This is a genomic window from Porphyrobacter sp. ULC335, assembly GCF_025917005.1.
Taxonomy (GTDB): Bacteria; Pseudomonadota; Alphaproteobacteria; order Sphingomonadales; family Sphingomonadaceae; genus Erythrobacter.
Genome location: NZ_CP078091.1, coordinates 2586006 through 2599260, shown reverse-complemented (window position 1 = coordinate 2599260; position 13255 = coordinate 2586006). Strand labels below are relative to the sequence as shown.

Sequence of the window (13255 nt, the reverse complement as noted above, 5' to 3'; positions counted from 1 at the left end):
CATGAACGCGCCCTTTCCGATACCCGGCGCGCTCGGCACTGACCCCCGCATCGTCAACGGCCTGTCGGTCGATGTCGAGGACTGGTTTCAGGTCGGCGCGTTCGAGAATGTGATTGCCCGCGGCGAGTGGGACAGCATCAAGACCCGCGTGGAAGACAATGTCTACCGCGTGATCGACCTGTTCGCCGAGGCCGATGTCACAGCGACCTTTTTCACGCTGGGCTGGGTGGCCAAACGCCATCCCAACATGATCCGCCGCATCGTTGATGCAGGCCATGAAATCGCCAGCCACGGTTACGATCATGCGCGGGTGTTCTCCTTCACGCGCGCCGAATTCGCCGAGGATATTCGCAAGGCGCGCGAAGTCATCGAGGATTGCAGCGGCGTGCGCGTGACGGGTTACCGCGCGCCGAGCTTCTCGATCGACCAGCGCACGCCCTGGGCCTTCGCCGAGCTGGCCGAGCAGGGCTATGCCTATTCCTCCAGTGTCGCGCCAGTCGTTCACGACCACTATGGCTGGCCTGAAGCCCCGCGCTTTGCCTTCAAGCCGCTGCCGTGGTCGCCCATGATCGAGCTGCCGGTGACCACCGCGATCCTTGGTGGACGGCGCGTGGCGGCGGGGGGCGGGGGCTTCTTCCGGGTCCTGCCCTACGCGTTTTCGCGCTGGGCCATCCGGCAGGTGAACCGCACCGAAGGCCGCCCGGCGGTGTTCTATTTCCACCCGTGGGAGGTCGACCCCGATCAGCCGCGTGTCGGCCATGCGCCGCTGCGTTCGCGCTTCCGGCACTATACCGGCCTTGCGCGCATGGCGGGCAAGCTGCGCGAACTGGTGCACGAATTCCGCTGGGGCCGGATGGATCTGGTCGCCCACCGCGAGGCTGCGCGGGCTGTAGATCTGGTGCTGCCTGAACCTGCCACGGCGGAATTTGCGGCATGAACGCGCCGGTGAAAGCCGGCACCAGCGTGCGCACCGTCGACTTCCGCGACGCGGGAGAGGTGCGCCGTATCGAGAATTTTGTGCGCGAGGCCGGGGCAAGTCTGTTCCACCGCCCGGCATGGTTGCTGGGTGTCGAGACAGGCGCGGGCCAACGTGCCGCAGGAATAGTCGCCGAACGGCTCGGCACAGTCACAGGCTGGTTGCCGCTGACAGAGGTGCGATCGGCGCTGTTCGGCAAAGCGCTCGTCTCGAGCGGATTTGGAGTCGGCGGCGGTATTGTCGCCGAAAGCGATGACGCGGCGCAGGCAATCGCACTTGCGGCACAAGGCCACGCCGCGCGCGGGGGCTTCTCCGGCATCGAACTGCGTGGCGGTCCGATCCCCCAAGGCTGGGACAGCTGGTCCGACAAGCATTGCGGTTTCGAACGCCCGCTGGCCGCTGACGACGAGGCGGAACTGCTCGCCATCCCGCGCAAGGCGCGCGCCGAAGTGCGCAAGGGTCTCGGCTTCGGCCATCGTGTCACTGTCGGACGTGGGTCGGGTGACCTCGCCGCGCACTACGCCTGCTACAGCGAAAGCGTGCGCAATCTCGGCACGCCGGTTTTCGCCAAGCGGCTGTTCACAGCGATGATCGAGGCTTTCCCTGACAGCTGCGACATCCTCACCGTGTGGCAGGGCGCAACCCCGCTGGCGAGCGTACTCAGCTTCTACCACGATGGCGCGGCCCTGCCCTTCTGGGGCGGCGGCGTGTTCGCGGCCCGCGCGGCGCGCGCCAACGAGGTGATGTATTACGAGTTGATGCTCCACGCCCGCAGGCAGGGCATGACCCGCTTCGATTTCGGGCGCTCCAAAACTGGCAGCGGGCCATTCGCCTTCAAGAAGAACTGGGGTTTCGATCCGGTGCCGCTGACCTACGGCGCGTGGACAGATGGCGGCGCAGCAAAGCGCAACATCGATCCCACCGATGCCAGCTACAGCCGGAAGATCGAACTCTGGAAGAAGCTGCCGCTCCCGGTCGCCAACACGCTGGGGCCGTGGATCGCACGCGGACTGGCGTGATGGGCGGCATCCTGTTCCTAGCCCACCGCGTGCCATTCCCGCCCGATCGGGGCGACCGCATCCGCTCGCATCATCTGCTCAAGGCGCTGGCACGCCTCGCACCCGTCCATGTCGGTTGCTTCGGTGAGGGCGACAAGGACGCCGAACGCGCGCTTGCGGACATGGCGGCATCATACTGCATCGCGCCCCGGACCAAGCCCCTGCCGCTCGCCGGTGTCGAGGCGGTGCTGGGTGGCAAGCCTGTCAGCCTGACCGCGTTCCACTCGCGCAAGCTGGAGCGCTGGGTAGGCGATACCATCGCCCGGAATCACATCAGCGCCATCGTCGTCTTCTCCGGGCAGATGGGGCAATACATCCCGGACGACTTTGCGGGCCGCGTGGTGATCGACCTGTGCGATGTCGATAGCGCCAAGTTCGCCAGCTATGCCGATGCTGGCGAGCGCGTGTGGCTCAACGCCCGCGAGGCGCGCTTGCTGGCGGCGGAGGAGGAACGCCTCGGCCAGCGGGCGGACGCCGCGATCCTGATCTCCGAGGCCGAAGCTGCGCTTTATCGCAGCCGCCTTGCAGCGCCCGCCACAGTCAATGTGCAGGTGATCGGTAACGGGATTGATGCTGGCTTCTTCGATCCCGCCGCCGCCGTGCCGCATCCCGTCATCGCCGGACTGCCGGGGCCGCATTTCGTCTTCACCGGACAGATGGATTACCGGCCCAACGAGCAGGCCGCGCTGTGGGTGATCGAGGCGCTGATGCCGCAGCTTCGCAGCCGTTTTCCGGAGGCGATGTTCCATGTCGTCGGCCGCAACCCGACCCGCGCCCTGATGGCGCACCACGGCACCCCCGGCGTGCAGGTGTGGGGAGAGGTGGCGGACGTGCGCCCCTTCATCGCCGCCGCCGATGCCGTGCTCGCCCCTCTGCTGATCGCGCGCGGGGTGCAGAACAAGGTGCTCGAAGCGATGGCGATGGCCAGGCCGGTAGTGTTGACGCCCGAAGCGGCGACGGGGATTGCGGCGCAGGACGGGGCGCATTGGGTGGTCTGCCCGCCCGATCCGGCGGCGATGACCGCGCGGATCGCGGGCCTGCTGGCTGACCATCAGGCTCCTGCACAAATCGGCGCGGCGGCGCTGCGCTTTGTGGTCGATCATCATGGCTGGGAGGCGATGATGGCGCCGCTGGCTGCGCTTGTCGGCATGGCTGGGGGCAGCGCACGCCATGCCGCCTGACGTTGCCGCCCTCTCCGCCCCGCAAGCGAGCGCCGGAATCCCTTCAGCATGGCGCGGGCCGCTAGCTGCGCTTGCCGTGGCGGTCGTCGCGCTGATCGCTGTGACCGCGCAAAGCTGGGGCGCGATGCTGCACCAGTGGTGGAATATCGATACCTATAATCACCTCATGCTCGTCCCCTTCATCATCGCCTGGCTGGTGGCGCTGAAGGAGGACGACCTCGCGCGCGTCACGCCGCAGCCCTTCGTGCCCGGACTGCTGGCTGTCGCCGCTGCGCTCGCCCTGTGGTGGGCGGGCGAGATGCACGGCATCAACCTTGTCGCTCAGATCGGCGCAGTTGGTGCGCTTCAGGCGGCGGTGCTGACCATCCTCGGCCTGCGCGTCAGCCTGCTGCTCGCTCTGCCGCTCGCCTTTGCGTGTTTCCTCGTGCCGTTCGGTGACGAGATCATTCCGCCGCTGCAATTCGTCACCGCTGATATCGCCATCGCGCTCACCCATGCGAGCGGTGTGCCTGCGCGGATTGATGGCATTTACATTGATACCCCCGCCGGCCTGTTCATCGTTGCCGAGGCCTGTTCGGGCGTGAAGTTCCTGATCGCGATGGTGACGCTGGGCGTGCTGGTCGCCTTCACGCGCTTCACGCGCTGGTCGCGCCGGGCGATGTTCCTCGCCGCCTGCATCATCGTTCCGATCCTCGCCAACGGCGTGCGTGCATGGGCGACGATCCACATCGCGCAATACATCGGTGCCGAACGCGCGACCGGGTTCGACCACATCGTCTATGGCTGGGTGTTCTTTGCGATCATCACAGCCGTGCTGCTGGGCACGGCATGGCGCTTTGTCGAGCGTGAGCCGGAGGCCTATGGCTGGCCGCTCGACGCCATCGGGGGCTGGGGCTGGGTTGCCCGCGCCGAAGAACACGCCTTTGCGCCAAAGGGCGCTGCGCTCGCGATCATCGCCCTTGCGGGCGTTGCCGCGCTGGCCGCGCTGCTTTAGGCCCAAGATCCGATGTGCGGGATTGCCGGAATCTTCCATGCCGAGACGCCCAAGCCCGTCGACCCCGCGCGGGTCGTGCGGATGTGCGACGCTCTGGCGCATCGCGGGCCTGACGGATCGGGGGTGTGGACCGACCACGGCGTAGGCCTCGGTCATCGCCGCCTGTCGATCATCGACCTCGCGGGCTCTCCCCAACCGATGCACGCGAGCAATGGCCGCGCGGTGATCGTCTTCAACGGCGAGATCTACAATTTCCGCGAACTGCGCCGCGAGCTTGAACAGGCCGGTTTCACCTTCCGCACATCGGGCGATACCGAGGTGATCCTCGCCGCGTGGCAGCGTTGGGGGCCGGATTGCCTCGCACGGCTCGACGGGATGTTCGCCTTCGCGCTGTTCGATCTGGACAAGCGTCAGCTGTTCCTTGCGCGGGACCGGTTCGGGGTGAAGCCGCTGTTTCTGGCGCATCTGTCCGATGGCAGCATCGCCTTTGCCTCGGAACTGAAGGGGCTGCTCGCGCACCCGCAGCTGCGCCGCCGGGTCAATCCGCAGGCGATCGAGGCCTATTTGACCTGGGGCTATGTCCCCGACACGCATTCAATCCTCTCCGGGGTCGAGAAGCTGCCCGCGGGCCATTTCTGGCTGCTGGAGCAAGGCAAGGCGCCGGGCCGCCCGCAGCGCTGGTGGGACATCGACTTCACCCAGCGTGAGCGCGGGAGCGAGGCTGATCTTTCGGCGCAGCTCGTCCACTTGCTGCGCGAAGGCGTGCGCTCGCGGATGGTTGCCGATGTGCCTTTGGGCGCGTTCCTTTCGGGCGGCGTGGATTCGTCTGGCGTCGTCGCGCTGATGAGCGAGGCGTCGAGCAATCCGGTGCAGACCTGCTCGATCGGCTTCGATGTCGCCGCCTATGACGAGACGAGTTACGCCCGTCAGGTCGCGGCGAAGTTCGGCGCGGATCATGCCGAGCGGATCGTCGCCACCGATGATTTCTCCGCCATTGATGCGCTCGCCGCGATGTTCGACGAGCCCTTTGCCGATGCCTCTGCCCTGCCAACGTGGCGCGTGTGCCAGCTGGCGCGCGAGCGGGTGACGGTGGCGCTGTCGGGCGACGGGGCGGACGAGGCGTTCGGGGGATACCGCCGTCAGGTCTTCCACCACCACGAGGAGCGGGCGCGTTCGATCCTACCCGCCGGTCTGCGCGCACCGCTGTTCGGGGCGCTTGGACGGGCTTGGCCCAAGGCCGATTGGGCACCGCGACCCTTGCGCGCCAAGGCGACCTTGCTGGCGCTCGCCGAAAGCGGGGAGGAGGGCTATGCGCGCGGGCTTTCCGTCACGCTGCCGGAAACACGCCAACGGCTCTATTCGGAAAGCTTCGCCTCCAGCCTCGACGGGTTCCGGGGCGAGGACGAACTGATCGCCCTGATGCGCGCCGCGCCGGGGAGATCGGGCCTCGACCGGGCGCAATATGCCGATCTGACGTTCTGGATGCCCGGCGATATTCTTACCAAGGTCGACCGCACCAGCATGGCTGTGAGCCTTGAAGCGCGCGAGCCGCTGCTCGATCACCGCCTTGTGGAATTCGCCGCGCGCCTGCCGGAAGGGATGCGGGTGAGGGGATCGACGGGCAAATACCTTCTCAAGAAATCGCTCGAACGCTATCTGCCGCAGGACATTCTTTACCGGCCCAAGCAGGGCTTCGTCACACCGATTGCCGAGTGGCTGCGCGGGCCGTTGGCCGTCGCAGCGCGGGGGATCCGGACCAGCGGCGGGCTGGCGCAGACCGGGTACTTCGATGCGAAGGCGGTTGCCGCAATGGCCGAGGCCCACATCGCGGGCCGCGCCGATCATTCGCGCACGCTGTGGCAATTGCTGATGCTGGAGAAGTCGCTGACGCAGCTCGGAGTGAGCGGTTAGTCTTCGGTCCCGTGGCCCAGCGCCATGTAGTCGGCGCTCTGCATTTCGTTCAACCGGCTGACCGTGCGTTCGAACTCGAAGGCCCCGTCGCCCGCCTGATACAGCTCTTCCGGCACGGCCGCCGCGGTGGCGAACAGCTTCACGCGGTGCTCATACAGCGCGTCGATCAGCTTGGTGAAGCGGATCGCCTCGTTGCGGTTTTCCGGCCCCATCTTCGGGATGCCGACGAGAATGACCGTGTGGAAGGCCTGCGCAATGGCAAGGTAATCGGCGGCGCCGCGGTTTTCCGCGCACAGCTTCTTGAAGCTGAACACGCCCACACCCTTGAGGCACTTGGGCACATGGAGCGTTCGTCCGCCGCCAAGCTCGAGTTCCCCGGAAGGCACGTGTGCGGCATCTTCGGGTTCGAAATCGGTGAGACGGAAGAAGGCCTCGCGCACCTGCGCCGTGGCGGCATCACCCAACGGCGCATGCCATGTCGCCAGCCCGCCGATGCGGTCGAGACGGTAATCGGTCGGGCCATTCAATGACAGAACGTCCATCTCACGTTCGACCAGATCGATGAAAGGCAGGAACAGCGAGCGGTTGAGCCCGTCCTTGTAGAGGTCGCGGGGAGGGCGGTTGGAGGTGGTGACGATGACCGTACCGGCCTCCATCAGCGCGGTGAAAAAGCGGCCCATGATCGCCGCGTCAGCGGTGTTGGTGACGACCATCTCGTCGAAGGCGAGGCACTTGAGGTCGGCGGCCATATCCAGCGCAACCGCCACCAGCGGATCGGGCCGCTCTGCCTTGCGCGCCTCGGCGATGCGGCGGTCGACTTCGAGCATGAAGGCGTGGAAGTGCACACGCCGCTTGGCGGGGATCGCAAGCGTTTCGTGGAACAGATCCATCAGCATCGACTTGCCGCGCCCGACACCGCCCCAGATGTAGAGACCGCGCAGGCGGGCAGGCTTCTTGCCGAAGATTTTGCCCAGCAGGCCACCGGTGGGGGCTTCGGCTTCCAGTGCAGTTTGCAATGCGGCTAGCTTCTCCGCCGCCGCGCGTTGGTCAGGATCGGCGCGCAGTTCTCCGCTGGCGATCAGCGCGTCGTAGCGGGCGAGGAGACCTGGCATTGCCGAAGCGCGCTCAGCCGCGCGAGCGCATCTTGCGCACGATGCCGGAATAGCTGGCGATAATGTCCTCGCCCCCGTCTTCGCGGGGCTGGGTGGCAAAGCCGCGCAGGAACAGCATCCGCCCGGTCTCGCGCACGATTTCGCTGACTGCGTCCAAGGGCCGCGCCGGATCGCCGCCGCCCACGAACTGCGTGGAAAGCTCCACCGTGACCGATGGCCCCGCCTCGCCGCTGCCGTTGATATGCATGGCAGCGAACAGCGCGATGTCGATCAGGCCGAGCGTGACCGCGCCGTGGATGTTGTCGACGAGGTTGGTGTGGCGCCGCTCGGGGAACATCCTCAGCCGGCAGTGCTGGCCTTCCTTGCGCACCCGCATCTCGCCCAGAACGGACGTGTTGAACCGCGTGCGGTCAACCATGTTCCAGGTATACCAGCCATCCTCGCCGCCGCATTCTTCCGGCGGCAGGGGGCGATGTTCGAAGGGCGCGTTCACCGCCTGATGATCAGCCATGATTTGCGCGCCTGTCTTGCCGTGCGGGACGCGATCAGATCGCGCGCTCGGCCATCATTTTCTTGGTTTCGGCAATCGCCTTTGCGGGGCTGAGACCCTTGGGGCACACGTTCGCGCAGTTCATGATGGTGTGGCAGCGGTAGAGGCGGAAGGGGTCTTCCAGATCGTCCAGACGCTCACCGGTCATCTCGTCGCGGCTATCGGCCAGCCAGCGGTACGCCTGAAGCAGGATCGCCGGGCCGAGGAACTTGTCGCTGTTCCACCAGTAGGACGGGCACGAGGTCGAGCAGCAGGCGCACAGGATGCACTCGTAAAGCCCGTCCAGCTTCTCGCGCTGTTCGGGCGACTGCAGACGCTCCTTGCCGCTCGGCGTCGGGGTGACGGTTTGCAACCACGGACGGATCGAGGCGTACTGCGCGTAGAAATGCGTGAAATCGGGCACCAGGTCCTTGATCACATCCATGTGCGGCAGCGGCGTGATGCGGATCTCGCCCTTCAGATCCTCGATCGCGGTGGTGCAGGCGAGGCCGTTCTTGCCGTTCATGTTCATCGAACACGAACCGCAAATCCCTTCGCGACACGAACGGCGGAAGGTCAGGGTGGGGTCGATCTCGTTCTTGATCTTGAACAGCGCGTCCAGAACCATCGGGCCGCACTCGTCCAGATTGATCTCGAACTTGTCGTAACGCGGGTTCTGGCCGCTGTCGGGATCGTAGCGATAGACCTTGAACGCCTTCACGCGGCCACCAGTGGCCTTGTGCGTCTGCCCGTTATTGTTGATCTTGGAATTCTTGGGGAGAGTGAAGGTCGCCATGAACTGATCCCGTTTCGATTTGCACCCTATCTAGCGCCATTGTCCGGTCGCGCAAGCGGGGGCTGTTGCGCGCTTTTGCACATGGGTTGAATGCATCTCACGTGCCGGAACCAAGCGCTTTGCCACGCGCTTGGATAGCAATGACAATGACAGCACAATCCTTAGGAAATGCCTCGCATTGGCCGCGCGTGGCCGCCGTGTTCGGGGCGAGCGGCGGCATCGGCAGGGCGCTTTGCGAGGCGCTGCTCGCGGGCGGGACGCAGACGGTTTACGCCGGATCGCGCCGGGGCGAGGGGCCAGACCTGCCCGGCATCCAGCCCTTCGCCTTTGATTTGAAGGACGAAGCCAGCATCGCTGGCGCGGCCGAGGCAATGCGCGATGATCCGCCCGAATGGATTATCGTCGCCACCGGGGTGCTGACGCTCGCCGACGGCACCGGGCCTGAGCGTACCTACAAACGGCTCGACGCAGGGACGGTGGCCGAGGTGCTGGCGCTCAACACGATCGGCCCGGCACTGATCGCCAAGCACACCCTTGCGATCATGCCGCGCGGGCGGCCCTGCACTTTTGCCGCGCTGTCGGCGCGGGTCGGTTCGATCAGCGACAACCGGCTTGGTGGATGGCATTCCTACCGCGCAAGCAAGGCGGCGCTCAACATGCTGATCAGGAACTTTGCGCTGGAGATGGCGCGCACCCATCCCGAGAGCGTGATTGTCGGTCTGCACCCGGGAACTGTCGAAAGCACGCTGTCTGCGCCGTTCCAGTCAGGCCTTGCCGATGGCCAGCTCACCGCGCCGCAGGACGCCGCAGCCAATCTGCTCCGCGTTCTGGCGGGACTTACGCCTGAGCAATCGGGGCGTGTGTTCGATTTCAGGGGCGACGAAGTCCCTGCCTGATGCCGCTTTCCTTCATCGTGCGCATGGCTAGACTGCGCGGCGAGGGAGACAGGGCATGGGGATCAAGACCTGGTACGAGGCGAATGTGATGCCGCGTCTCATCACCTGTGCCTGTAGTCAGGGCCAAGTGATGAAACGCCGCGCCGCTGTGGTTCCGCGAGCGCGGGGCGAGGTCTTCGAGCTGGGATGCGGAGGCGGGATCAATCATCAGTTTTACGATCCGGCGGCGATCACCTCCTATGCCGGAATTGATCCGCATGAAGGCCTGCTCGATGCCGCACGCGCGGCGGCGCGAGACAAGGGCTGGGCGGCGGACCTCAGGCAGGGGCGGGGCGAGGCGATCCCCTTCGATGACGGCAGCTTCGACTGCGTGGTGTGCACCTTTACGCTCTGTTCGGTCGATGATCCGGCGCAAGTGATGCGCGAAATTCGCCGCATCCTGCGACCTGGCGGCGCGGCGCTGTTCCTCGAGCATGGCCGCGCACCTGATGGCGACGTGCTGCGCTGGCAGGAGCGGATCGAGCCCGTCTGGAAACGCCTTGCGGGCGGCTGCCACCTGACCCGCCCGATTGCCCGTGCGCTGGCCGGATCAGGTTTTGCAGTCGAGACTTTGGGAGAAGGCTACACCCCCAAGACCCCGCGCTTTGCCGGGTGGATGGAGTGGGGCGTGGCAACCAAAAGCTGAGCTGGAACGTCTCTCGAAACCTGCTTTGGTTCGTCAATCTTGTATGTTAAAATTTAGGCGAGGGGGTGAGTCTAGAGGAGACGCAAATGTCAAAGCCTGACTTCGTTACGTCCGTACTCTCTGCCGTTGCCAGTTCAGCAATGGCCCCTTTTGAAGCGGGCGTTCAGCTCGCAACCGAGGGGAAAATCGACCCTGATACCGGGACAAGGGTTATCCTTGGTGCCATCGGAGATAGCATCAAGTCGTAAGGGCCTTTGAAAATTCGCAAGTTGAAGGGTGGGAGGCTGTAGCCCCCCACCCTTTTTCTTGTCACTCGCCGAAAGTCCGCTGCCACCAGCCGCGACGCGGCTTGCCGTCTGTTTCAGGTGCTGCCTCGGCTTGCGCTTCGGGAACTTCAGGCGCGGTTGCCTCGGCGGTTTCAGCCGGTTCGGCCTCGGCAACCTTGGCCTTGCGCGGCGCACGCTTGCGCTTCGGCTTTTCAGCGGGTGCTTCGGCTTTTCAGCGGGTGCTTCGGCTTCCTCAGCGGGTGCCGCTTCTGCCGCGTCAGCGGCAAGCTCGGGCGCGAGTTCGGCGGCGACTTCTTCCGCCGCTGCCACCGGTTCCTTCTTCTTGCGCGGGGCGCGGACACGCTTGGGCTTTTCGGCCGGAGCTTCCTCTGCAACTTCGGCGACCGGCGCCTCGGGTGCAACTTCAGCCTCGGCTTCGGCTTCGGCAGGTTCCGGCGTGCTTACTGCGGTATCGCTGTCCGCATCGTCGCCTTCCTGTGCTTCGCCTTCGTAGGTGCCATCGCGACGCTTGCGCCCGCGACCGCCGCGACGGCGACGCTTCTTGGGGCGGCCTTCACTGTCGGTAGCGCTGTCTTCGTTCGACGTGGCTTCATCATCACCAGCCTGCGCTTCGCCGGCGTATTCGCCTGCATCATCGCGCTCGTCCTGATCGTCGGCCTCACCATCGGTGCCGTCTTCGCGTTCGCCGCGATTCCGGTTGCGACCGCCACGCCGACGGCGCCGCTTCTTCTTGCGACCCGCTTCGTCGTCGCTGTCGGCGCGTTCGGAGCGTTCGCGGCGCGGCTGACGGGCTTCGCGTTCCTCGGCCTCTTCCTCGGCGAAGTCTTCTTCTTCCTCGGGCAGGTCGTCGTCGTCATCCTCGTCGATGATCGGCTCGAATTTGGGCGCAAAGGCCGGACGCGGGCCGGAGCTGGAGACGCTCATCTTCGCGCCTTCGTCTTCGCCTTCGGGGACGACTTCGACATTGACGCCGTAGCGCTGTTCGATCTCGACCAGATCGCCGCGCTTCTCGTTGAGCAGATAGATCGCTGCTTCGGTGCTCGCACCCAACCGGATCAGCGTGCCCTTGCCGCGCGCTGCCTCGTCCTCGATCAGACGCAGCGCCGAAAGGCCTGCCGACGAGGCCGTGCGCACAAGGCCGGTGCCGTCGCAATGCGGGCAGGGGCGGGTGGTGGCTTCAAGCACGCCGGTGCGCAGGCGCTGGCGGCTCATTTCCATCAGCCCGAAGCTGGAGATGCGGCCGACCTGGATGCGCGCGCGATCATTCTTGAGCGCGTCCTTCATCGCCTTTTCGACCTTACGGACGTTGGAGGGGTACTCCATGTCGATAAAGTCGATGACGACGAGCCCGGCCATGTCACGCAGGCGCAGCTGGCGGGCGATTTCCTTGGCGGCTTCAAGGTTGGTGTGAAGCGCGGTCGCTTCGATCCCGTGTTCCTTGGTGGAGCGGCCCGAGTTGATGTCGATCGACACCAGCGCTTCGGTCGGATTGATGATCAGGTAGCCACCCGATTTGAGCTGCACCATCGGATCATACATCGCGCGCAGCTGGTCTTCCGCGCCATAGCGCTGGAACAGCGGCACCGGATCGGAATAGGCTTTCACCCGCCGCGCATGGCTCGGCATGAGGAGCTTCATGAAGGCCTTGGCCGAAGCATACCCGTCCGGGCCTTCGACAACGACTTCCTCGATTTCCTTGTTGTAGATGTCGCGGATCGCGCGCTTGATGAGGTCGCTGTCCGAGTGGATCAGCGCGGGCGCGACCGAGGCGAGGGTGTTCTCGCGGATCTCGTCCCACACGCGGGCGAGGTAATCGAAGTCGCGCTTGATCTCGGGCTTGGTGCGGCTCATGCCCGCGGTGCGGACGATGAGGCCCATCGACTTGGGCAGCTTGAGATCGGACACCATGTCCTTCAGCCGCTTGCGATCGCTCGTGGAGCTGATCTTGCGGCTGATCCCGCCGCCGTGCGACGAGTTCGGCATCAGCACGGTGTAGCGGCCCGCGAGGCTGAGATAGGTGGTCAGCGCGGCGCCCTTGTTACCGCGTTCTTCCTTTACGACCTGGACGAGCAACACCTGGCGGCGCTGGATAACGTCCTGAATCTTGTAGCGGCGACGCAGCGCCATGCGCTTGGCGCGCACTTCGTCGACCTGCTTGGCGCGGCTGCGGCCACCCTTGTTGTCACCGCGGTCACCCCCACGGTCACCCTTGGTGCCCTGACGGCGACGGCCGCGACCGCGGCGGCCGCGATCCTGACCGGATTCGCTGTCACCATTGTCTTCGCCGTTGTCTTCGCCGTGTTCTTCGTCCGATCCGTCCTCTTCCGAGGAATCATCGTCAGAAGCACCGCCTTCGATGGTGGCGACATCATCCTTGTCGGAAGTGTCGACTTCCTCGACGCCGTTTTCGGCCATGTCCTCGGCCAGGGCTTCGCCGCTGTCGTCCTCGGCGTCGTATTCCTCGCCGGGCGAGATGCCTTCATCTTCCTCTTCGGCGCGCAGACGTTCTTCTTCCTCGGCGGCCTCAGCCTCCTCGGCCAGCAGCGCATCGCGGTCCGCCTTGGGAATCTGGTAATAGTCAGGGTGGATTTCGCTGAAGGCGAGGAAGCCGTGACGATTGCCGCCAAAGTCGACGAAAGCCGCCTGCAGCGAAGGTTCGACCCGGGTTACCTTGGCGAGATAGATGTTGCCTTTGATCTGCTTGTGTTCGGCAGATTCGAAATCGAATTCCTCAATCCGGTTGCCTTGCAGAACCGCCACCCGTGTTTCTTCCGGGTGGCGCGCATCGATAAGCATGCGCGTTGCCATTGAATAATCTCCATGCGCCCGG

The 13255-nt window shown here is 65.3% G+C and carries 10 protein-coding genes and 1 pseudogene; 7 read left to right on the top strand and 4 right to left on the bottom strand.

Annotated elements, in window-relative coordinates:
• The first annotated feature begins 1 nt into the window (after nucleotide 1).
• The 5 genes from KVF90_RS12390 to KVF90_RS12370 are packed head-to-tail and all read left to right on the top strand — an operon-like array spanning nucleotide 2 to nucleotide 6120.
• Nucleotides 2-937, top strand: a complete 936-nt coding sequence (locus KVF90_RS12390) for an XrtA system polysaccharide deacetylase (RefSeq protein ID WP_264391883.1) — start codon at nucleotides 2-4, stop codon at nucleotides 935-937.
• Nucleotides 934-1995 (top strand): FemAB family XrtA/PEP-CTERM system-associated protein, encoded by a 1062-nt coding sequence (locus KVF90_RS12385; RefSeq protein WP_264391882.1) that lies wholly within the window; start codon nucleotides 934-936, stop codon nucleotides 1993-1995. The genes KVF90_RS12390 and KVF90_RS12385 overlap by 4 nt, the downstream gene beginning before the upstream one ends.
• Nucleotides 1995-3215, top strand: coding sequence for a TIGR03087 family PEP-CTERM/XrtA system glycosyltransferase (locus KVF90_RS12380; protein WP_264394505.1), 1221 nt, complete (start codon nucleotides 1995-1997; stop codon nucleotides 3213-3215). The genes KVF90_RS12385 and KVF90_RS12380 overlap by 1 nt, the downstream gene beginning before the upstream one ends.
• Nucleotides 3205-4209, top strand: coding sequence for an exosortase A (gene xrtA / locus KVF90_RS12375; RefSeq protein WP_264391881.1), 1005 nt, complete (start codon nucleotides 3205-3207; stop codon nucleotides 4207-4209). The genes KVF90_RS12380 and xrtA overlap by 11 nt, the downstream gene beginning before the upstream one ends.
• A gap of 12 nt (nucleotides 4210-4221) precedes the next feature.
• Nucleotides 4222-6120, top strand: coding sequence for an XrtA/PEP-CTERM system amidotransferase (locus KVF90_RS12370; RefSeq protein ID WP_264391880.1), 1899 nt, complete (start codon nucleotides 4222-4224; stop codon nucleotides 6118-6120).
• Here KVF90_RS12370 and zapE read toward each other — a convergent pair.
• From zapE to KVF90_RS12355, 3 genes are read right to left on the bottom strand one after another with little or no spacing between them, the layout of a single operon-like run.
• Entirely contained in the window at nucleotides 6117-7232 is a 1116-nt protein-coding gene (gene zapE, locus KVF90_RS12365; RefSeq protein ID WP_264391879.1) for a cell division protein ZapE, read from the bottom strand. The two genes, KVF90_RS12370 and zapE, sit on opposite strands and share 4 nt — an antisense overlap.
• Before the next feature lie 13 nt (nucleotides 7233-7245).
• A complete protein-coding gene (locus KVF90_RS12360; RefSeq protein ID WP_264391878.1) occupies nucleotides 7246-7743 on the bottom strand; it encodes a PaaI family thioesterase in 498 nt (165 codons plus the stop codon).
• Between the two features lie 34 nt (nucleotides 7744-7777).
• Nucleotides 7778-8557 (bottom strand): succinate dehydrogenase iron-sulfur subunit, encoded by a 780-nt coding sequence (locus tag KVF90_RS12355; RefSeq protein ID WP_264391877.1) that lies wholly within the window; start codon nucleotides 8555-8557, stop codon nucleotides 7778-7780.
• A gap of 146 nt (nucleotides 8558-8703) precedes the next feature.
• Between KVF90_RS12355 and KVF90_RS12350 the strand changes: the two genes are divergently transcribed.
• Nucleotides 8704-9453, top strand: a complete 750-nt coding sequence (locus KVF90_RS12350) for an SDR family NAD(P)-dependent oxidoreductase (RefSeq protein ID WP_264391876.1) — start codon at nucleotides 8704-8706, stop codon at nucleotides 9451-9453.
• Between the two features lie 55 nt (nucleotides 9454-9508).
• Nucleotides 9509-10138: a class I SAM-dependent methyltransferase gene (locus KVF90_RS12345; protein WP_264391875.1), complete on the top strand. Its 630-nt coding sequence runs from the start codon at nucleotides 9509-9511 to the stop codon at nucleotides 10136-10138.
• A 309-nt stretch (nucleotides 10139-10447) separates the two neighbouring features.
• On the opposite strand, the pseudogene KVF90_RS12340 reads toward KVF90_RS12345, so the two are convergent.
• Nucleotides 10448-13233: pseudogene (locus tag KVF90_RS12340) on the bottom strand (Rne/Rng family ribonuclease).
• Nucleotides 13234-13255: the final 22 nt, after the last annotated feature.